Here is a 22,251-nt window from a genome sequence, read left to right on the forward strand (position 1 = left end):
GAATTTTAAAAAAGATACTGATTCGGGGTTAAAATTTTGAACATCATTGGACAGTAGCGAAGATGTTTATTATTAGAAAAAATGAAGTAACTTTACATTCTCTTTTTTTTAGAAAAGTTAGAAACTTATATGTATTTAATTTTTGACACAGAAACAACCGGTTTACCTAAGAATTTCAATGCTCCGCTCTCAGACTCAGACAACTGGCCAAGAATGGTTCAGATCGCGTGGCAGATACATGATGATGATGGTAATTTAATTGAGAATCAGGATTATATAATAAAACCTGAAGGCTATGATATTCCATTTAATGCTGCAAGGATCCACGGGATTACTACCAAGATCGCTAATGAAGAAGGACGTGACCTGCAGGAGATTCTGGAGGAGTTTTCAAAAGTACTGGATAGGGTGAGAATCGTTTCCGGACACAATGTGGAGTTCGATTACAATATAGTAGGAGCAGAATTCTACAGAAAAAATATAAAAGACAATCTTCAGGATAAGCCCAAAGCCGATACCATGATTCTGGGAACAGATTATTGTAAGCTTGGCGGCGGAAGAGGAGGGAGGTATAAATCTCCTAAACTGGAAGAACTGTACGAAAAGCTTTACGGCCACAAATTTGACGAAGCCCACAATGCTGCTGCTGACGTAAATGCAACCGCCAGAGTATTCTTCGAAATGATGAGAATTGGCGTAATTCCATCCGATGTACTGAAGATCTCCGAAGATCAGCTGGCGTATTTCAAAACACTTTATCCGGATCCGATAAAGCCTTTTCCCATTGTCATCAGACGTCAGGTTGCTGATTTTAACAGCAAGAAAAAACATACAGACTCCCGAAATATTGATGAAGTTGATCTGGGGAAATATTTCAATTTCAACAGCCACAGTGTTTTCTCTACATTGATGGCAACTTCCAGCATTAATGACCTGATCAAAAAAGCTTCTGATGAAAACTTTCCTGCCGTAGGAATGGTGGATACCGGAAACATGATGGGGGCTTTCAAATTCGTATCAGCAGTAGAGTCCACGAATTCTGACCGTTCAAAAAAACATAAAGAATTCCTTGCTAAAAAGCAGGAAGCAGAAGAAAACGGAACAGAGTTTACCGAAGAGGAACCTGTTTCAGATCCGCTCATCCCTATTGTAGGCTGCGAATTTTACATATCAGAACGGTACGAGCAGAAGCAGTTTACCAAAGATGATCCGGACAGGAGGACTCAAATGGTTCTTTTGGCAAAAGATTTTAACGGATACAAAAATCTGGCAAAGCTTTCGAGTATAGGATTTTTAAAAGGTTTCTATTTCGGAGTGCCGAGAATCAGCCGAGAATTGATCGCTGAATACAAAGAAGGACTTATCGCTGTAACCTCCGGTATTTTAGGAGATATTCCGGATGCAATCCTTAATACAGGGGAGCAGAAAGGGGAAGAGCTCTTTAAATGGTGGAAAGAAACCTTCGGTGATGATTTCTATGTGCAGCTTCAGAACCATAAACTGCCTGAAGAAGAGCATTTAAATGAAGTTTTACTTTATCTGGCAGATAAATACGATACTAAAATTCTTGCCCAGAATGAAACTTTTTATACCCAAAAAGACGATGCCAATATTCAGGATATCATAAGCTGTATCAAGGATGGTGAAAAGCTTACCACTCCCGTAGGAAAAGGCTTCGGGAAACGAAGAGGACTTACCACAGGAGAGTATTATATAAAAAACAGCGACGAAATTAAAGAAGCATTTCTGGCTTATCCGGATGCTTTCGATGCTTACGAGGAATTTCTAAGTAAATTCAGTCCGTATACTTTAAAAAGAGACGTTCTCCTTCCTAAATTTGATATTCCGGAAGAGTTTATCCATGCAGAAGATGCGGAAGATGGAGGAAAAAGAGGAGAGATGGCTTATCTTACTCATTTAACGTATGAAGGGGCAAGAAAAAGATATGTAGAAACCGGAATTACAGATGAAATCAAAGAACGTCTGGACTTTGAGCTTGATGTAATCGCGAACACCGGTTATCCCGGATATTTCCTTATTGTGCAGGATTTCTGTAATGAAGCTCGAAATATGGGAGTCTGGGTAGGACCGGGAAGGGGTTCTGCGGCAGGTTCTGCGGTTGCTTACTGTATCGGGATTACCAATGTTGACCCTATTAAATACGATCTCCTTTTTGAGAGATTCCTGAATCCGGAGAGGGTTTCGATGCCCGATATTGATATTGACTTTGATGATGAAGGGCGTGACAGGGTAATTAAATGGGTTATCGAAAAATATGGACAGAGTCAGGTGGCGCAAATTATTACCTACTCGGTTTTGGGTGGAAAATCAGCCATTAAAGACGCCGGAAGAGTTTTAGATTTACCAATTCCTGATACCAATAATATTGCAAAACTGATTCCTCCAAGTCCGGGTATGAATATTGCAAAAGCATTGGCAAAGTATGATAAACTAAAGCCGGAAGAGCAACAGCTTGTCGATGAAATGAAGTATGTTCTGAACACACCGGATGACGCCCGCCACGATGTTTTGGCAAGTGCCAAAAAAATGGAAGGTTGTATCAGAAATACGGGAATTCACGCTTGTGGAGTTATTATTACGCCGGAAGATGTGAGTAATCTGGTGCCGGTAACCATTGCGGCTAAAGATGCCGATATTTTGGTTTCTCAGTTTGATAACTCGGTGGCTGAAAGTGCAGGACTTCTGAAAATGGACTTTTTGGGTCTTCGTACGCTGACGATTATTAAAGATGCAGTAAAGTTAGTCAAAGCCAGACATGGAATTGATATCAATCCCGATTTGATTCCTTTGGATGATGCTAAAACCTATCAGTTATTCAAAGAAGGACGAACAGTCGGAATTTTCCAGTATGAAAGTCCGGGAATGCAAAAATACATGCGCGAACTGAAACCTACGGTTTTTGCCGATCTGATTGCCATGAACGCCTTGTACAGACCGGGACCAATTAAATACATTCCAAGTTTTATCAACAGAAAACATGGAATCGAAGAAGTGATTTATGATCTGGATGAAACTAAAGAATATCTTGAAGAAACCTACGGAATTACGGTTTATCAGGAGCAGGTAATGCTCTTGTCTCAAAAATTAGCCAATTTTACAAAAGGTGAAGCCGATACTTTGAGAAAAGCAATGGGTAAAAAGCAGATTGAAGTTCTGAATAAAATGTATCCCAAATTCATTGAAGGTGGAAGAAAAAATAATCTTAACGAGGAAAGGTTAGAAAAAATCTGGAACGACTGGAAAGCCTTTGCTGAATATGCCTTCAACAAATCTCACTCCACCTGTTATGCATTAATTGCTTATCATACGGCTTATTTAAAAGCAAATTTTCCGGCAGAATATATGGCGAGTGTAATGAGTAATAACATTAACAATACGGATTCTATCACCATGTTTATGGAGGATTGTAAAAGTATCGGGGTGGATGTTTTAGGACCGGATGTGAATGAATCTCAATATAAATTCTCTGTAAACGAAAAAGGCCAGATCCGTTTTGGTCTGGGAGCGATTAAAGGGATTGGTGAAGGGCCGAGTGAGGCTATTACAAGGGAAAGAGCGAACGGAAGGTTTAAAAATATTTATGATTTCTTCGAAAGGATTTTACCTTCCCAGATGAATAAAAGAGTGGCGGAAAGTTTAGTGTTGGCGGGTGCTTTCGATGAATTGGGATCTTACCACAGAGGTCAGTATTTTGATATTGACATGGCTGGGAAAACGAATCTTGAAAGATTGATCAGGTACGGACAGAGCTTCCAGGAAAGTAAAAACGAAATGGAACATTCTCTTTTTGCTGATTTTGCCGATGAAGTACAGATCGAGCAGCCTAAATTGCCACCTTGTCCGGAATGGCCGAATATGCATAAGCTTAACAAAGAAAAAGAGATCATTGGATTCTATCTTTCTGCACATCCGCTGGATGAATTCAAATATCATTTTCAGTTTATGCAGGGGCAATTGTCTAAAAAGAGCGTGCTGGAAAAAGATGAGGAAGAAAAGCTGGTAACGGATGAGGTTCCTATTTTGGAAAAAGATTCTCAGGATGAAACTGTAGATCTTATTGAAATTGTCTCTGATGACCTGTCTATTGGTGAAGAAGAAATTATAGAAGAAGTAACAAAAAAAGCGGAACCAAAAGGAAATTTCATGTTTTTAAATCTTGATGAGGTAGATGCTTATAAAGAGCAGGCTTTCTCCAATAAGCAGGAAGAGCTGTTTGAAGAAAAAAAGAAAGACTGGAAGACACTTCAAAAGGAAAGAGAGAATGGAGGAGGCGGAAAAGAATATACAGTAGCCGGATTAATTACTGAGTATAGAGTTCAGGATGGCTTCCGAAGCGGAGAAAAGGTAGCCTTTGTTACTCTGGAAGATTATTCAGGGTCTTACTCTTTCAGGCTGGGAGATAGAGATTATATGCGTCTGAAAGAAAAGCTGGAGGTTCAGAGATTTGTAATTTTCAAAATAAAGTTTGCACAGGTGAAGGATGGAAGAGTCTTTGTTAATGTCAATGATGTGATTGAACTTCAGGAAGCTTTTGAAAGATTTGCCAAAAGTATCTCTCTGGTTATGGACGTTATGGATGTACGGGCTGAAGATCTGGACTTTTTCAGAACCGTTCTGGACAGGAATAAAGGAAATCAAAAACTTAAATTCTATATCAAAAATATTGAAGATGATTCACAGATTGAAGTGCAGTCTATGAAACATTCTGTAGATCTGAATGGGGATCTTATTAAAGAAATTCAACTCCTTAATAAATATGAGTTTTATCTGAACTAGAATATTTAGATCGAAAAAACAGAAAGAGCGGCATTTTGTCGCTCTTTCTGTTTTAATATTAAGTCGTTGTTTGGTGAAAATTTTTAATATTTTTTTATGTTAAATTGAAATTTATCCATTATTTGGGATTTTTTAAAATTTTATAAGTATTTGTTATTCAGTGTTTTATTGTTTTATTTTAAATTGTAAAATTATAGTTAAAATTAAACAAGTATTTAATTTTATTTAATAATATGTAATATTTTCAATTTAGTATTTAATATTTTATGATAATTTTTGATTTTAAGTGAAATATTTGTTTACTTTTACCCCCTAATTTTATTTTTACTACGTATGAAAAAACTTCTACTATCGTGCTTAGTTTCCATGAGTATGGGAGCTTATGCACAGGTAGGTCCGCCACAGGCGACAAATCCAAATACCAATAACGGGTATGGATTTACGCAAAGTACTGGAACCTACACTCCGCTGTCTGCCGGTCGAACTATTTGGCAATCCGGTACAACCTTAGGAACTGATGCTGTATCTGCAGCGATTAATTTACCATCACCATTTAAGTATAATGGTAAATCGTATTCGGCAGTTTATATCAGCAATAACGGCTTTGTAACGCTAGGCACGCCTGCTTTGTCCAATACATACACAGGGCTTTCTACGGACACATCTACTCCTTATGAAGGTGCATTTGCCGGTTTTGCGACGAACCTGAGACATGCCAATACCACAACTTCTGAAATTTCTTATGAAACTGTTGGCTCGAATTTTATTGTTCAGTTCACAGATTTACAGGGAAGTTCTGCAGCAGCGGCACAAACTCTTAACTTTCAAATACAATTTGACTTAACATCCAATAATGTTAATATTGTATATGGTAACTGCGTCTCAGGAACTGCTTCATTAACTGGGCAAGTAGGGATTAGAGGCTCAGAAGCTTCCGATATAAACAATAGAGTGGGAACCGACTGGAGTGCAACTGCTATCGGTACATCAGCGACCGTTTCCTGTACGTTGGGAACTACAAATGGGACGACTGTTCCTGCTTCCGGTCTTACATTTACTTTTACTCCGGGAACATGGCTGTCAACACCAGCGACCTATGCTACATTACCTTTTACCGAGAATTTTGGCTCATGGGTCAATGGAAATTCGACAGCTGACCTGCCTAATGCAGCCAATTGGAGAACCTGGCCTTCCAGAGGGGATAACTCTTGGAGAGCGAGTGATATTTCCGTTTCTGGATTTTCCAGTGTTTCAGGATGGACAAGTGTAGGTGGAACTTCTACTATTGGCACACCTGCGGTGGCACCTACAGCTAGATTTCATTCCTATAATACGGTGAATGCTTCAGGATATATGGATTTGTATATCAACTTATCCGGAGGTACAGGAAATAGAATTTTGAGTTTTAATTACTACAATTCCACAGGAACGGATAATCTGAAAATACAGCTTTCCACAGATGGAGGAACTACATTCAATACAGTAGGCTCTACCTTTGGGGTTTCTTCTTCATGGGCTACCAGATTTGTTGATTTAGGATCCAGCAGCGCAACAGCAGTTGTAAGATTCCTGGCAACTGGTGATAACGGAGATAATGATATTTATGTTGACAATGTTAACGTAAGTGTTGTAACCTGTTTAATGCCGGATACAGTTACTGTAGGTACCAGCACTGCTACAACAGAATCTGTAAACTGGACTATCGGAACTCCTGCTCCTTCTTATGATATTTATTACAGTACAACCAATACGGCTCCTACCAGCACAAGTACACCAAATGTAACAGGTGCTACGGGTACGACGAATACATTAACGAATCTTACCCCTCTTACTACCTATTATGTTTGGGTAAGGTCGCATTGTTCTTCATCTGACCAGAGTATCTGGATTGCAGGACCATCCTTTACCACTAAAACTTTCTGTCCTACAGTGTCAGTGCCTTCTTCTTCAGCAACAGGTGTTTCAGTAACCCCTACATTTACATGGACTGCCAATGCTGATGCAACAGGCTATAAACTTTCTATCGGAACTACAGCAGGAGGGACAAACATCCTGAATAGCTTCGATATGGGGAATGTGAATACTTATGTATTGCCGTTCGAATTATCCTATAATACTAAATATTATTATACTGTTAATTCCTATAATGCAACGCAGACTTCTACAGGTTGTACAGAAAGAAACTTTACAACACTTTCTATTTGTCCTACAGTTTCTGTGCCAGCTGCATCAGCGATTGAGGTTAGTTTAACACCTACATTTACATGGTCTGCAGTTACTGGTGTTAATGGGTATAAACTTAGAATTGGTACTACTGCAGGAGGGAATGACGTGTTGGATAATGTGGATGTAGGAAATGTTACTACTTATACTTTACCAACTCCGCTTAATAACAGTACTGTTTATTATTACTCAGTAGGTGCTTATACGGCTACTCAGAATTCAATTAACTGTACAGAAAGAAACTTTACTACCCTGTGTAGCGCGGTTACTGCATTTGCAGAAAACTTTGATGGCGTGGCTGCAGGAAGCTGGCCAGCTTGTTGGGGGAAAGTCGGTACTACAGGTACTGCCAGCATTGTAGCTAATATTGCGATGTCCGGACCTAATGTTTTAAATATTTCAGCTTCATCCACTACATCTTTACCTGTTGTTAAAATGAGACCGGTAAGTACACTGGATACAGGTTTATACAGATTAAGATTTAGGGCAAGATCAAGTTCTACCGTAGGTGGAAAAGTGGAAGTTGGATACCTAACGAACCCTGCTGCTGCTTCATCTTTTGTGAACTTAGCAACTTTTACAACAACAAGTACTTCTGTTGCGGATAATTTTTCTGTGAACAATATTACAGCGCCTGCCGGTACAACTATTTTAGCATTCAGACACACAGGTTCTCCTTCCAATGCTGTTCTGGTTGATGATGTTGTATATGAATTAATGCCTTCTTGTATGGAGCCAAGTGCTATTGTTCCGTCAAGTCCAACAGTTTCAGGAGTTAATTTAGCCTGGACAGCACCGACTTCTGCTCCTGCAAATGGATATGATATTTATTACAGTACGGTAAATACTGCTCCTACAAGCACTTCAACACCGAATATAACTGGTTTCTCAGGAACCTCAACACCAATTTCAGGTCTGGCTTCAGGTACAGCGTATTACATCTGGGTAAGATCACGTTGTTCTTCATCTGATCAGAGTATCTGGGTATCAAGTGCCTTTACAACAGTGACACTTCCTCCTGTAAATGATGACTGTTCTTCTGCTGTAAGTTTAGTAGTAGGCGGTACCTTTGCTCAGAATGTAGTAACAGGAACTACTGTTGCTTCTACGAATACACCTGCATTGACAGCCAGCTGTCTTACAACAACAACTAATGTTGCTGGAAATGTATGGTACAAAGTAGTGGTTCCGGCTTCAGGTAATATTACTATTGAAACAGATACTTCTACGGGAACAGCTTTAACAGATACAGTAATTTCTGTCTTTGCCGACTGTACTTCTACAACTTCTATTGGTTGTGATGATGATAGCGGTAACGATGCCTTTTCTAAACTTAGCTTAACAGGCCAGACGCCAGGGGCAACATTATATGTAAGTGTTTGGAGATACTCTAATTTGGGAGGTGGTAGTGATGGTACATTCAAAATTTCAGCTTATGATGCTTCACTATTGGGAACTTCTGAAGTTGCTGCATCTAAAAATACCATTAAAGTATATCCAAATCCTTTTGCAGATGTATTGAACATTTCTGATGTTTCTAAAGTGAAATCAATATCAATTATTGACCTTTCCGGAAGAATAGTGAAAACTATTGACAACCCTTCTTCATCTCTTCATTTGGGAGATGTTAAAGAGGGAATGTATTTGGTTACACTACATATGAAAGATGGATCTAAACAGACCATCAAGGCTATTAAAAAATAAAAATTTTAACCATGATTGTAGAGAATAGCAGCTGAAAAGCTGCTATTCTTTTTTTAGATAATGTCGTAAAATGAAAGTCGTTCCGGAAATTTCGGTTGTGAACTCAATGTATTTCATAAATACTGTAATAATTCTGAACAGGAAGAATGGATCTGGATATATGATAAAAGTAATTTCAAAATAATTCCTGTTTCGTCTATTTGTCAAAATCGGTTTGGCCTCTTTTTTAAATTAAAAAAAAGAGTGTTATTGTGTTTTTTTTATTAATTTAGCCTTTACTATAAAAAAATAATATATGAAAAAGATTTTACTTGCGAATTTACTAACGATTGGCGCGTTTTCGTTTGCGCAAACCTATTGTACACCTGCATTTGCAGAGGGATGCGGAGGTGGAGATGTCATCAACAGCTTTACGATTCCGGGAGCGGGATTCAGTCACCTTGATACAGGATGTTCTCAGTCAGCTTATACAGATTATACGGCTCAGACTATTAATTTAAATGCAGGTCTTAATTATGCATTTTCAGTGACGCATGGATATTCCAGTCAAAATGTTCGTATTTGGATAGATTTTGATAATAACGGAACATTTGATGATGCTGCTCCGGAGCTTGTTGCGGAGGGAAGCAGTACAGGATCTGGTAATAATTCAATTACTAACAGTAATATGAGTATTCCTTCAACAGTTACACCAGGAACGTACAGGATGAGGGTAGGAGATCGCTTTTCCAGTCAGCCGGAACCTTGTAACACACTTGGGTATGGAGAATCACATGATTATACCGTAGTGATAGGAGCCGCTCCAAGCTGTTTGGCACCGACCAATTTATCTTCAAGTGCAGTGACTTCAAGCTCAGCTTCTATTTCATGGACAGCCACTACAAGTACCGTCGGCGTTGGCTATGAATATTATTATTCCGATACGAATACTGCGCCAACAAGTACGACTGCCGCAACGGGAAGTGTAGGAGCCACTTCAGTTTCTGCTCCATTATCTACACTTTCTCCGGCCACTACTTATTATGTATGGGTAAGGTCAGTATGCAGTGCTAATGACAAAAGTGGATGGTCTTTGGGGACTTCATTTACCACTCTTTGTGCTACTATCGTACCTACAGTAACCTATATAAATGATTTTACAGCATTTCCGGGGAACTGTTGGGAGCTTGCATCTGGCGGTGATGCTTCTACAGGGCCTACTGATACAGAAGAATTATGGTTTGATGGGGACTTCCTTAATGGTACTGATGAAAACAATTCTGCAAGAGTAAATCTATATTACGAAGGTAAAAAAGCATGGTTGAAAACAGTTCCTTTTAATCTTTCTGCTGGAGGATACAGAGTTAAGTTTGATTATGGAGTGACAGAATATTCAGATACGACTTCTTCTGTTATGGGATCTGATGATATGGTTCAGTTTTTAGTGTCCGGAGATGGTGGAACTACATGGACTGTGCTTGAAACATGGAATGAAGCGAACGGACCTTCTAATACGTCCACTACCTATTCTTATGATCTGACTTCTTATACAGGAGCCAATACTGTCTTTGCATTTTATGCTACAGACGGAACGGTAGTAGATGACCTGGATTATGAGTTCTTCGTTGACAACTTTAAAATAGAATCTGCATCACTTTCTACATCTGAAGTTGCCAAGGCAAAAGAAGTGGTTAAGGCATATCCGAATCCTTTCACTGATGTATTGAATATTTCAAAAGCAGAACTTGTAAAATCAGTTTCAGTTTCTGATGTTTCCGGAAGATTGGTGAAAACTATCGATAATCCGTCTTCTGCTCTTTATTTGGCAGATCTGAAACAGGGATTATATTTTGTAACACTTAATATGAAAGATGGATCTAAACAGATGATCAAGGCGATCAAAAAATAATATATATTTATCATATTATAGGAATAGCAGCTGAAAAGCTGCTATTTTTTTATTTTAAAATAATGAAAGGTAATTGGTGGTTGTGATGAAGTGTATGACTAATTACTAAGGAAGCAAATGAAAAAAATAAGTTTCATTTATGGGTTAATTTTTTGTTTGGATAGGATTGTAGAATGTATAATAGATAAAAAGATGGCATTATTGCCATCTTTTTTATATCAGTCATAATACATCACTTATTGGGTACGGGCTGTATGTCTCCTGTATTCATGTGCTCAAAGACAGTCGGGAAAAACATAACGAGTATAAAATAAATAATGATCATTAATACAATTAAAGCAAAAAGGATAATGACCAGACTATTGGGTTTGTTTTTCTTTTGTGGTTCCATAATGTTTGTGGTATTTGGTTAATAGATTCATATCAATACCAGATACTAAGCTAATTTCTTGCCACACTGTTTGCAGTATCTTGCATCATCATCGATATCTTCGTTGCCGCACTGGTCACAGATCTTTTCAAGATTCTGTCTTTTATTCCGCATTTCTGCCGTTACAATTCCTGTAGGCACTGCAATGATCGAATAACCTGCGAGCATCAGAATAACAGCAAAAAATTTACCCATCGGTGTAATAGGAGAGACATCTCCATAACCTACCGTAGTTACTGTAACGACAGCCCAGTAAATAGATTGTGGAATGGTTTCAAAACCCGGTCTTCCTCCTTCCACCATAAACATCAAAGAGCCTACAATTACGGAGAAAATGATCAGGAACAGAAGGAAAATATAGATCTTTCTGGAACTGTGCTTTAAGGCTCTTACGATGAGGTATCCGTCATTCATAAAATCCAGAAGATTAAAGATTCTGAAAATCCTAAGCATCCTCAACATTCTGAAAATCAAAAAATATTTGGTAACCGGAAAAAAGAAACTCAGATAAAAAGGAACAAGAGCAAGAAAATCGATAATTCCGAAAAAACTGAAAATATAGTTTTTCTTATTTTTAAGAACACTGATACGCATCCAATATTCGGCTGTAAAAAAAACAGAAATGATCCATTCCAGAATCAGAAATGTATAATGAAATCTTTTGTCAAGTTGAGGTACGCTTTCCATCATGATAATGGCGGTACTTATCAGGATCAGAGATAATAATGTAATGTCAAATAACTTTCCGAGTTTAGTATCTGCCCGGTAAATAACCCTGTAAAGAAATCTTTTCCAAAGCTTATCTTCGGGAACAAGATTATGTTCTCTTTCCATGTTTAATGTTTTTTTAAATTAACAAATTATCGTTATTTTCGTAGCAAACATACAGAATAAAATGACAATAAGCGAAGTAATTTCAAAAATAGAGAACCGTATTCCATTGCAGCAGGCAGAAGATTTTGACAATGTAGGATTACTGTGTGGAGCTCCGGAGAGAAATGTCAGCGGAATACTGGTTTGCCACGATGCCCTCGAAAATGTTGTGGATGAAGCTATTCAGAAAAACTGCAATCTTATAGTATGTTTTCATCCCATTATTTTCTCAGGGTTAAAATCTTTAACCGGGAAAAATTATGTAGAAAGAGCAGTATTGAAAGCTATTGAAAATAAAATAGCCATTTATGCTATACACACAGCATTTGATAATGACTTGTTTGGAGTCAATTACGGAATATGCAGTCATCTGGGATTAAAGGATATGAAAATTCTTCAGCCGAAAAAGAATAATCTGCAGCAGCTGACGGTTTTTGTGCCAAAGGAGCATTCCAGTCAGGTGAAGGAAGCTCTTTTTTCAGCCGGAGCAGGTAATATAGGTTTTTATGACGAATGCAGCTTTACCCTTAACGGAAAAGGAACTTTCCGACCAATGGAAGGTTCCATACCATTCTCGGGACAACAAAACATTCGGGAAAACGCTGATGAAGATATGATCTCCGTTATTTTTGAAGGCTATAAACTGCGTGGTCTTATTTCAGCAATGAAGTCGGCGCATCCCTATGAAGAAGTTGCTTATCAGGTGTATCAGCTGGAGAATGAAAATCAACATTCCGGCTTGGGAATGTACGGTGATTTTGAGGAAGGAATAGATGAGCAGGATTTTTTAAGACTTGTGAAAGAAAAATTTGACCTTGAAGTAATCAAACATTCTGATTTTAACCATAAAAAAATAAAAAGAGTAGGGGTTCTTGGGGGATCCGGAGCCAGCGGAATAAAGTCTGCATTATCCCGGAAATGTGATGCCTATCTCACTGGAGATATCAAATACCACGACTATTTTCTGGCAGAATCCAAAATGCTGATCTGTGACATAGGACATTATGAATCCGAACAATTTGTAACTCAACAATTATTTGAAATTTTGTCGCAAAAATTTAGTACATTTGCAATTTCAAAATCTATTGAAAAAACAAACCCAGTAAATTATTTCATTTAAGATATGGCAAAAACCAACGATATTTCAGTTGAAGAAAAATTAAGAGCTTTATACGATTTGCAGATCATTGATTCAAGATTGGATGAAATCCGAAATACCAGAGGAGAATTGCCAATTGAAGTTGAAGATCTTGAAATCGAGATTGAAGGACTTGAGAAAAGAGCTGAAAAATTTCATGCAGATATCAAAGATCAGGATGACCAGATCAAAACAAAGCATGAAGTGATTAACCATGCAAAAACTTTAATTGAAAAATACAAATCTCAGCAGGATACGGTAAGAAACAATAAAGAGTTTGAAGCATTAGGAAAAGAAATGGAATTCCAGGAACTGGAAATTCAGCTTGCTGATAAAAGAATTAAAGAATTCGGAGTTAAAATTGCTCACAAAAATGAAACTTTAAGCGAACTTAACGGAAAAATCAGTGACTTAAAAAACCATTTAAAATTCAAGAAAGAAGAATTGGAAGGTCTTGTCTCTGAAACTCAAAAAGAAGAAGAATACTTAATAGAGCAGTCTAAAGAGTATGCAGGTAAGATTGACGAAAGATTGCTGGCTTCATATAACAGAATCAGAAGAAGCTCTATCAACGGACTTGCTGTTGTAGGATTAGAAAGAGGTGCACCAAAAGGTTCATTCTTTACAATCCCTCCTCAGAAGCAGATGGAGATTGCTCAGAGAAAGAAAATCATTATTGATGAGCACTCTGGAAAAATTCTTGTTGATGACGAATTGGTAATGGAAGAGAATGATAGAATGAAATCTGTAATTAAATTCTAATTACAGGCTTTACATAAAATAAAAATGCTGCTTCAATCGAAACAGCATTTTTTGTATTTAATTCCAATTGAAATTTTAAGGAGTACTTTTTATCAAATTCCCCAAAGAATCCATGTATCCTATAGGAGTACCGTATTGGGAAAGATAATACATCCCGTTGTACCGTTTATCGATGCTTATTTCGTGATCATAGATAATAGGCAGAACTTCTTTCCCCTGCGTATTATAAACACCATATTTCCCATTCCTGTTGACAATAAAGAATTGATCTGAGCTTTTGATCTGGGTGTCAAATTGGGGAGAAATGATTTCTTTTCTCTCACCTACATTATAAACGCCCCATTTCTTTTTTCCTGAAGAGTCTTTTGCAATATATACATAAGGATCAAGAATGGATTCTATGATCATATCATAGGTATTATTCAGAATAACTTTATAATCATTGTCCATAATTCCGTACTTATTATCTTTTTTGAAATAAATAAAACGATTGGGATGATTAGCACTCATCAGTCTTTCTTCGTACAGACTGAACTTATCCGAAGCAACAAAGCATTCAGGAAGAATTTCATCGTACACAAAATCAGAAATCAATTTTCCCTGATGATTAACAATCGCAAACTTATCTTTTTTTCTTAAACTGATAAAGGCTTCTGCCACATCATCAAATTCATTGGTTTTGAATCGCAGTTGGTCATAGTCAACATTAAACTTAATAGGTTTGCCTTCAAGATTCATTAAGACGGTTTTTCTTTCCTGCGTCCCACTTGCTTCTATAGTCCCATTTAAAAAGTAATTGGATGGTTTGATATAGTCGTAAATAAATTCTGTGAGGGGTTTGAAATTTTTGGAAAAGACAGCGTATTTTTTACTCTTATTGGTAGCGAGGATCACCGGTGTTTTTTCATTCCCTGCCTGTGAAAAATAACTCATAGGTTCTTTAGACAGCAAATTTCCCTTGAGGTCATACGCATAGGTTCCGTTATCCCTGTTGGCCGATAAAAATAAGGCCTTATTCCAGAATGCTACATAGTTAAACTCTACAGGAAGGATCATTTTTTTTAGTGTTTTGTCATATACTCCTGACAATGACTTTCCATCTGTTGACTGTATTTGGAACAAGTTATCTGTGAACGGTTTTGCCGATCCTAAGCTTTTTGGAACGCCATAATTATCGGGACTGGCTTTTGTCCTGAACTGTAACCTGTTATCTCTTTGGCTGTACTGAATTTTTTCTCCTTTTATATTTAAATAAATGTAATCCTCCTTTTTCCTGGCTTTAAAAATAGAATCTTTATAAATGGGCAAAGGCCATTTTTCCGGGCTTAATCTTCTTCCTACATGGTCGTATTCTTCATAGGTCAGCATATCATAAATAAAGGGTGTGATTAATTTTCCTTTATAATCTGAAATAGCCCATCCTTGCTCATTTTTCAAAAGAAAATGATCATGATAAGCGGAAAGTGCCGAATTGGTAAAGTACATACCTGCAATTTCCTCATAATCAGGTTTAAGTATTTCTTTACCATAAATATCAATGACTCCGAATTTTTTATTTTTCAACGTTACAGCATACACCAAAACCGGGTTTTTGCTGATCGTATCGAACTGGCTGATTCCATCATAACCATTTGCTTTCCGAAGCTTTGAATACTCAGTCTGTACCAAAATTCCGGCTTTGTCAGTTTCTAATTTCTTTTGACCATATGAAAAGACCGATAAAGTAATAAGAGCCGGTAGAATCAGTTGTGCAGTGAGAATACTCTTTTTCATTAATAATGTATTTGAGAATAAAGGGTTATGAGTTAGTTTAAGGGTATGAATTGTTCAAATATACAAAATAGTGATGTTGCTATTTTTGTATTCAAAAAAAAGCTGCTTCATTTCTGAAACAGCTTGTTATCTTGTTATTCGTGATGCTCATACATTTTATTGTACAGGTCCATGAATTTTTCTTTGACCGCTTTTCTTTTCAGTTTGAGAGTCGGGGTGAGCAGGCCTGTTTCTATGGCCCATACTTCCGGAGTAAGTTCTATTCTTTTAATCCTTTCCCAGTTGCCAAGATGCTCATTGATGCCTTCAATTTCCTTCTCAATTCTTTCCTTTAACTCAGGACTTTTTGCAATTTCTGCCGGTGTAGATCCGATGTTCAGATTGTTTCTCATGGCCCAGCTTTTAGCAAATTCAAAGTCTGGCTGTACCAGTGCACAAGGCATTTTTTCGCCATCACCTACCACCATGATCTGTTCTATGAATTTTGATGCTTTTGCTTGGTTTTCAATGGTCTGCGGAGCGATATATTTTCCACCTGAGGTTTTAAACATCTCTTTTTTACGGTCAGTGATCTGAAGAAATCCTTCAGCATCAATATGTCCGATATCACCTGTTTTGAAAAATCCATCTTCTGTAAAAGCTTCTTTGGTCATTTCCTCAGCTTTAAAGTAACCTTTGAAAACAGATGGTCCTTTTACCGTGATTTCACCGTCTTCCTGGATTTTTACCTGTAAGTTATCCAATGGAGCTCCAACAGTTCCAACCTTCATTTTTTCAAAACTGTTCACGGCAATTACCGGTGACGTTTCTGTCAGCCCGTATCCTTCAAGAATAGGAATTCCGGCATTCTGGAACATCATATTTAATCTGGTAGATAATGCAGCAGAACCGGAAACTAACGTGATTATTTCGCCTCCCATACCTTCTCTCCATTTGGAGAAAACCAGTTTATCAGCGATGATTTCCTGAAGACCGGAAGGTTTTGAAATGGTTTTCTTTTTACTGATCAGGTTTAAAGCCCAAAAGAATATTTTTGATTTCAGACCGCCGGCAGACGAACCTGTATTATAGATCTTATCATATACTTTTTCTACCAGTCTAGGGACCACTGTCATGTAATGAGGCTTTACCTCTTTGATGTTTTCTCCCATTTTATCGATACTCTCGGCAAAATAAATAGAAAATCCATTGTATTGATACAGATAGAAAAGCATTCTTTCAAAAATATGACATATCGGAAGGAAACTCAGTGCTCTGGAATCCTTATAATCAAGACTTTTTCTCTTAGGAATTCTTGGGATTGAACCCAGTACATTGGAAACAATGTTATGGTGCGTAAGCATTACTCCTTTCGGTCTTCCTGTCGTTCCGGAAGTATAAATAATAGTGGCTAAATCTTCAGAATTAATGGCATTGGAAAGGTCTTCTACTTCAATTTGGGTAGAATCATCTTCACCAAGATCCAGAATTTCTCTCCAGTTGGCCGCTCCGCTTATCGTATCGAAAGTGAAGACCCCCTGTAAAGAAGGAATATTATGTTTTACCTTCATCACTTTGGTCAGAAGTTCTTTATCAGACACAAAGCAATACTGTATTTCAGCATTATTAAAGATGAATTCATAATCTTCAGCAGAAATACTCGGGTAAACAGGTACGGAAACCACACCGATCTGAGATAGTCCAAAATCCATAACCGCCCATTCTGTTCGCGAATTGGTGGTGATCAGAGCAATTTTGTCTCCGGGTTTTATACCCAGCTTCAAAAGCCCTCTGGATATTTTGTTTCCCTGGTTGATAAACTCTAATGTGGATGTTTTTTTCCATTCGCCCTGATATTTCGTCACAAACATATCTGTTTTAGGAAATTTTTCTAAAGCATAGTGTGGAATATCGAATAATCTTTTGATCGTCATGATTTTTTAAGCAATTTTTAAAGAATTTTAAATATAAGCATTTTTTTTAATTGTAGTAATCTGAAATTACCAATTGAAAATTAATTGAATGCCTGCCATAATATCCGGAGCGTTGAAGTAATTATATGCCTGAAATTTCAAACTCACCACCTCTAACTTCTAACTTCTCATCTCTAACTTCTAATTCTATTTTCAGATTTCGTTAAAAAGTGTAAATTTACGGCTATCTAATTATTATTTTTTATGGACTTTAATTTATCGGAAGAACAGCTGATGATTCAGCAGGCTGCAAGAGATTTTGCACAAAATGAACTATTACCCGAAGTTATCGAAAGAGACCGCGACCAGAAATTCCCTACAGAGCAAGTAAAGAAGATGGGAGAAATGGGACTTTTGGGAATGATGGTAGATCCTAAATACGGAGGTGCTGGTATGGACAGCGTTTCTTATGTTTTGGCAATGGAGGAGATTGCAAAAGTAGATGCTTCTGCGGCTGTGGTAATGTCTGTAAACAATTCATTAGTATGTGCAGGTCTTGAAAAATTTGCTTCCGAAGAACAGAAAGTAAAATACCTTACACCTCTTGCAAGCGGAAAGGTTATTGGAGCTTTCGCTTTATCTGAGCCTGAAGCAGGTTCTGATGCTACTTCTCAAAAAACAACAGCAGAAGACAAAGGAGATTACTACCTGTTAAACGGTATTAAGAACTGGATCACAAACGGTGGAACGGCTTCTTACTATATTGTAATCGCACAGACAGATCCTGAGAAAAAACATAAAGGAATTAACGCTTTCATCGTAGAAAGAGGATGGGAAGGTTTTGAAATAGGAGTAAAAGAAGACAAATTGGGAATCAGAGGAAGTGATACGCACTCTTTGATCTTCAATAACGTAAAAGTACCGAAAGAGAACAGAATCGGAGAAAATGGTTTTGGATTCAATTTTGCAATGGCAGTATTGAATGGAGGAAGAATTGGTATTGCTTCTCAGGCTTTAGGAATCGCTTCCGGTGCTTATGAATTGGCTTTAAAATATGCTAAAACAAGAAAAGCGTTCAAAACTGAAATTATCAATCATCAGGCTATCGCATTCAAATTAGCAGATATGGCGACTCAGATCACTGCAGCAAGAATGCTTTGTTTCAAAGCTGCTTTTGAGAAAGATGCAGGTAAAGATATCTCTGAAAGCGGTGCTATGGCTAAATTATATGCATCTCAGGTGGCAATGGATACTACCATCGAAGCGGTACAGATCCACGGCGGATATGGATATGTAAAAGAATATCACGTAGAAAGAATGATGAGAGATGCGAAAATCACGCAGATCTATGAAGGAACTTCTGAAATCCAGAGAATTGTCATTTCCAGAAGCATCGCAAAATAAAATTAATATAAAAAACACTGCTTATGAAAAAAACTTTGTGGATCAGTCTGGGCGTAGTCCTTATTCTGATAAGTGTACTGGTATGGTACAAATACTTTTTCGTTTTTGGAGAAGGGGTGAAATCCGGCTATCTGAACTATGCCATGAAAAAAGGCTATGTATTCAAAACCTATGAAGGAAAACTAATTCAGGAAGGTTTTGGAAAAGGAAAGACAGGAACTATTACAAGTTACGAGTTTGAATTTTCTGTAGAAGATTCTGAAATTTTTAAGCAGTTGGAGACCAACAGCGGTAAAACTTTTGATCTTCATTACAAAGAATACAATGGAGCACTTCCATGGAGAGGAAACACAAAGTTTATTGTAGATAAAGTAGTGAACATGAAATAGCGAAAGGCTCCCAATCGGGAGCCTTTCTATTTACAAACCACTTACTTTAATAATATATGAGTGCTTTTTCAAGCCATATTATTCTCTTTTATTTAATAATAAACTGATCCGACTTAGGAAATTGGTCAGTGATGTCATCACCAATACCGAAATTTCCTTTTAGAATATCCTTGGGATTTCCACCGATCCAGCTGCTCAGGTCGATCGCTCATACAGACCATTATTGAAACCTAAGAGGACAATCAGTTTTTCAGAACCCGTATTTTTAATATAATGTCCGGCTCCCATCGGAACATAGCCGACATCTCCTTTTTGAAATTCATCTTTTACAAACTGACCTTCAGCCAGAAAAACCCCCATTTCTGCACGTCCCTGAATATAATACTGCCATTCATCTGCATTTGGGTGCCAGTGCATTTCCCTGAGACCGCCAGGTTCTATCTCAAAAATACTTCCCGTAATAGACTTTGCAATATTGAACTCTTTTTGAGTGACCACCCTCTGCAGTCCTCCACCAGGGACAATAATTGGCTGCTGTGCCCCGAGAGGGTAGCGATGCTTAGAGACCAGAGAAACCTCACTTCTTGAAAATGAAAGCCCGGAATGAATGTCCGGAAGTTCGCATTGCGCAAAATAAGCTTCACCCTGATACAGTTTTTTAACTTCTTCTTCTGTGATTCCCAAATTCTGAGCAGCGATTTCCACAGGAACACTTGAAATAAAATCCGTGATGCTGAACGTATGGTCTTCAGAAAAATTACCATTGTCGAAAATGAGAATGAAATGACAGCTTTCACTGCTGATACACTGTAGAACATGCCCAAAACCTCTGGGGAAATACCAGACATCTCCGGGATTAAAGATATCAACAGAAACATTACCTTCAGGATCAATTACCGTAGTTCTCATCTGTCCTTCTATCACATAACCCCATTCTGCAGCATTGGCATGCCAGTGAAGTTCCCGGATTGCTCCCGGATCCAGATGCATACTGACTCCTGCAAGGTTTTGAGAAGCTTCAAATTCTTTGACCGAAACACCCCTCGTAATCCCACCAGGCCCTAACCTGGGTTCCTTTTTTTCCAGTTCATATTTAAAATTAGGAAGCATCTTATCCATGGGATTTATTATGTTTGTCTTAATAAATATAAATATAGGAAGAAGTATTGGTTTTAATTTTTTAAATTCATTAAAAAAATATTAAAAAAATCCATCTTTCGATGGACTCTGCTTTATTGAGGATTGTTATCATTTGTTTTTTTGTTTCTTCTCTTATAAAAATAATATCCGATACCTCCAATCAGGAACAGCGGCCAGAGTGGAAGAATAAAAAGAAAGGTAGCTGTGATCACACCCCAGCCGGATGAAATAGCTGCCAGAGATTTTTCGCCGAAAGTTTTAGGTTCCTTTTCATAATCTGACTTATCAGTAATACTCACGGTTATAGTGCACAAGGTATTATCCGTGTAATTATTTCCCGAAACCTGTATGTTTTTAGTTTCAATCTCACCAATACTGTTTAAGTCATTCATCAGACCGTCAAAATTCTGGATAGGAACTTTGATATCCATATAATATACTCTCTGTGTACTTTCAGTATAAGAAGGATCTCTTCTGGCTGGTTCAGTGGTAATATAAGTAAGTTCTTCACTTTTCACATATCCATTATTTTTTACCGTTTCTTCTTTTACCAGCTCTTTTACCGTTTCCGCATTGTCGGCCTTTACAGAAATAACTCCCGTTTTTACCATTCTGTTCCTGGAAGCGGTAAGTTCATAGCTGTCATTCTTTGGTTTGTCTTTATAGATGATCTTGGTTTCTTTGATCACTTTTGGAGCAGGTACATTGACAACGATCTTTTCATTCTTTTTCTCAGCAGAATCTTTCCTGTCAATTTTGGATTCCAGTTTTGTGGAGGCAATTTTATCTGACAGAGAATCTACAATTTTTGATGTATTGTCTATTTTTTTCTGAATGTCACCTTTGGCATCTTCAAAGTCTTTTATTCTGATATTGGCTGAATCCAAAACTTTGTTTGCGGTATTATTAATAGCGTTCACTGTTTCATTCACAGCTGCAGCAGTACTGTCAGCAGCGTGTAAAGTATCTTCTATTTTCGATGTTGCTGCTTCTCCTTTTTTACACATAATGAAAGTGCTTGATATAGCAACCAGTAATATGAACTTTTTCATAACATTAATTTTTTTGATGAAGTAAAATTACTCGTGAACAGACACAGACTTTTGTAAATGGAAAGTATTATTCTGGTAAAGATTCAAATGTCTCAATAACAGTGTTTTGTATTTATTTTACAAGTGATTTACAAATTTTGTTATTGGCTTTTATCATATCGGAAGATGGGTTTATCCATTTATATTGAATAAATATTTAATTGAAGAATAAAAATGATTATTATCTCATTTTGAGAGGTTTAAATGTGGAAATGATAACAGAAATATAAAATTTGCATGTAAATTATTTCTATATTTGTTATTATGGGTTTATCTATTAAAAGTTTCTTTTTTTATAGCTTTTTCAGTTTTTTAGTATGTAATTGTACTGATTATAAAAATGTTTCGCAGATGAACTATGACAATAAAGATCAGAAGAAAGTGGAATTCACCGAAATCAGAAGACTTAATTTTGATCATAATATGAAAGAATATACGGTCATTACTTCTACAAAAGAAATCAAAGATCTGTATATGGAACTGAATGATTCAAAGTATTCCAGATCCGCACCAATACCTGTTTTACAGGAAGGGGAATACTTTTTGGTTTTAAAGCCTAAACTTAAAACTTTAAAGAATGGAGATATTGACATTGTAAAAATGGAATCAAACAGTTCTGTTCTGAATATTTTTTATAAAGAAATCGAAAATCAGGAATATTCCGATAAAAAATTGTCCCATCCCATACTGATCCTGAAAATTACAGACAGTCCTAAAAAAATTAAATTAACCATAAAATAATATAAT

13 protein-coding genes are annotated in these 22,251 nt (G+C 37.2%); 8 read left to right on the forward strand and 5 right to left on the reverse strand.

Annotation, left to right across the window (positions count from 1 at the left end; translation table 11 throughout):
- Positions 1 to 129 precede the first annotated feature (129 nt).
- The 3 genes from dnaE (at position 130) to IW16_RS09580 (ending at position 10,612) form a co-directional block, all read left to right on the forward strand.
- The gene (gene dnaE / locus IW16_RS09570) at positions 130 to 4,797 is read left to right on the forward strand and encodes a DNA polymerase III subunit alpha (RefSeq protein WP_034743017.1); all 4,668 of its coding nucleotides are present in this window, start codon (positions 130 to 132) and stop codon (positions 4,795 to 4,797) included.
- Positions 4,798 to 5,130: 333 nt separating this feature from the next.
- Entirely contained in the window at positions 5,131 to 8,724 is a 3,594-nt protein-coding gene (locus IW16_RS09575; RefSeq protein WP_084694524.1) for a fibronectin type III domain-containing protein, read from the forward strand.
- A 295-nt stretch (positions 8,725 to 9,019) separates the two neighbouring features.
- On the forward strand, positions 9,020 to 10,612 hold the full coding sequence (locus IW16_RS09580; RefSeq protein ID WP_034743022.1) for a GEVED domain-containing protein: 1,593 nt from the start codon (positions 9,020 to 9,022) through the stop codon (positions 10,610 to 10,612).
- A gap of 436 nt (positions 10,613 to 11,048) precedes the next feature.
- Here IW16_RS09580 and IW16_RS09585 read toward each other — a convergent pair whose 3' ends face one another.
- Complete coding sequence (locus IW16_RS09585) at positions 11,049 to 11,876, reverse strand: ion transporter (RefSeq protein WP_034743024.1); 828 nt, start codon at positions 11,874 to 11,876, stop codon at positions 11,049 to 11,051.
- Positions 11,877 to 11,937: 61 nt separating this feature from the next.
- On the opposite strand from IW16_RS09585, the gene IW16_RS09590 reads away from it, so the two are divergent.
- Positions 11,938 to 13,035: a Nif3-like dinuclear metal center hexameric protein gene (locus tag IW16_RS09590; RefSeq protein WP_034743026.1), complete on the forward strand. Its 1,098-nt coding sequence runs from the start codon at positions 11,938 to 11,940 to the stop codon at positions 13,033 to 13,035.
- Between the two features lie 3 nt (positions 13,036 to 13,038).
- Positions 13,039 to 13,815, forward strand: a complete 777-nt coding sequence (locus tag IW16_RS09595) for a zinc ribbon domain-containing protein (RefSeq protein ID WP_034743028.1) — start codon at positions 13,039 to 13,041, stop codon at positions 13,813 to 13,815.
- 75 nt (positions 13,816 to 13,890) lie between these two features.
- On the opposite strand, the gene IW16_RS09600 is transcribed toward IW16_RS09595, so the two are convergent.
- On the reverse strand, positions 13,891 to 15,588 hold the full coding sequence (locus tag IW16_RS09600) for a WG repeat-containing protein (protein WP_034743031.1): 1,698 nt from the start codon (positions 15,586 to 15,588) through the stop codon (positions 13,891 to 13,893).
- Positions 15,589 to 15,722: 134 nt separating this feature from the next.
- A complete protein-coding gene (locus IW16_RS09605; RefSeq protein ID WP_034743034.1) occupies positions 15,723 to 17,501 on the reverse strand; it encodes an AMP-dependent synthetase/ligase in 1,779 nt (592 codons plus the stop codon).
- Between the two features lie 243 nt (positions 17,502 to 17,744).
- Here IW16_RS09605 and IW16_RS09610 point away from each other — a divergent pair, with 243 nt between their 5' ends.
- Complete coding sequence (locus IW16_RS09610; RefSeq protein ID WP_034743037.1) at positions 17,745 to 18,884, forward strand: acyl-CoA dehydrogenase; 1,140 nt, start codon at positions 17,745 to 17,747, stop codon at positions 18,882 to 18,884.
- Between the two features lie 23 nt (positions 18,885 to 18,907).
- Positions 18,908 to 19,273 (forward strand): hypothetical protein, encoded by a 366-nt coding sequence (locus IW16_RS09615; protein ID WP_034743039.1) that lies wholly within the window; start codon positions 18,908 to 18,910, stop codon positions 19,271 to 19,273.
- 195 nt (positions 19,274 to 19,468) lie between these two features.
- Here IW16_RS09615 and IW16_RS09620 read toward each other — a convergent pair whose 3' ends face one another.
- Together IW16_RS09620 and IW16_RS09625 are read right to left on the reverse strand one after the other, a co-directional pair.
- Positions 19,469 to 20,392, reverse strand: coding sequence for a cupin domain-containing protein (locus IW16_RS09620; RefSeq protein WP_228376921.1), 924 nt, complete (start codon positions 20,390 to 20,392; stop codon positions 19,469 to 19,471).
- Positions 20,393 to 20,505: 113 nt separating this feature from the next.
- A complete protein-coding gene (locus tag IW16_RS09625) occupies positions 20,506 to 21,465 on the reverse strand; it encodes a DUF4349 domain-containing protein (RefSeq protein ID WP_034743041.1) in 960 nt (319 codons plus the stop codon).
- A gap of 390 nt (positions 21,466 to 21,855) precedes the next feature.
- Here IW16_RS09625 and IW16_RS09630 point away from each other — a divergent pair, with 390 nt between their 5' ends.
- Complete coding sequence (locus IW16_RS09630) at positions 21,856 to 22,245, forward strand: hypothetical protein (RefSeq protein WP_131327868.1); 390 nt, start codon at positions 21,856 to 21,858, stop codon at positions 22,243 to 22,245.
- The last annotated feature ends 6 nt before the right edge of the window (positions 22,246 to 22,251 follow it).

This window comes from Chryseobacterium vrystaatense (genome assembly GCF_000737765.1).
Taxonomy (GTDB): domain Bacteria; phylum Bacteroidota; class Bacteroidia; order Flavobacteriales; family Weeksellaceae; genus Chryseobacterium; species Chryseobacterium vrystaatense.

Coding starts and splice junctions, on each gene's coding strand:
- IW16_RS09585 (WP_034743024.1), bottom strand. CDS start 11,876: ATGGAAAGAGAACATAATCTTGTTCCCGAAGATAAGCTTTGGAAAAGA.
- dnaE (WP_034743017.1), top strand. CDS start 130: ATGTATTTAATTTTTGACACAGAAACAACCGGTTTACCTAAGAATTTC.
- IW16_RS09580 (WP_034743022.1), top strand. CDS start 9,020: ATGAAAAAGATTTTACTTGCGAATTTACTAACGATTGGCGCGTTTTCG.
- IW16_RS09575 (WP_084694524.1), top strand. CDS start 5,131: ATGAAAAAACTTCTACTATCGTGCTTAGTTTCCATGAGTATGGGAGCT.
- IW16_RS09625 (WP_034743041.1), bottom strand. CDS start 21,465: ATGAAAAAGTTCATATTACTGGTTGCTATATCAAGCACTTTCATTATG.
- IW16_RS09615 (WP_034743039.1), top strand. CDS start 18,908: ATGAAAAAAACTTTGTGGATCAGTCTGGGCGTAGTCCTTATTCTGATA.
- IW16_RS09590 (WP_034743026.1), top strand. CDS start 11,938: ATGACAATAAGCGAAGTAATTTCAAAAATAGAGAACCGTATTCCATTG.
- IW16_RS09605 (WP_034743034.1), bottom strand. CDS start 17,501: ATGACGATCAAAAGATTATTCGATATTCCACACTATGCTTTAGAAAAA.
- IW16_RS09610 (WP_034743037.1), top strand. CDS start 17,745: ATGGACTTTAATTTATCGGAAGAACAGCTGATGATTCAGCAGGCTGCA.
- IW16_RS09595 (WP_034743028.1), top strand. CDS start 13,039: ATGGCAAAAACCAACGATATTTCAGTTGAAGAAAAATTAAGAGCTTTA.
- IW16_RS09630 (WP_131327868.1), top strand. CDS start 21,856: ATGAACTATGACAATAAAGATCAGAAGAAAGTGGAATTCACCGAAATC.
- IW16_RS09620 (WP_228376921.1), bottom strand. CDS start 20,392: ATGGATAAGATGCTTCCTAATTTTAAATATGAACTGGAAAAAAAGGAA.
- IW16_RS09600 (WP_034743031.1), bottom strand. CDS start 15,588: ATGAAAAAGAGTATTCTCACTGCACAACTGATTCTACCGGCTCTTATT.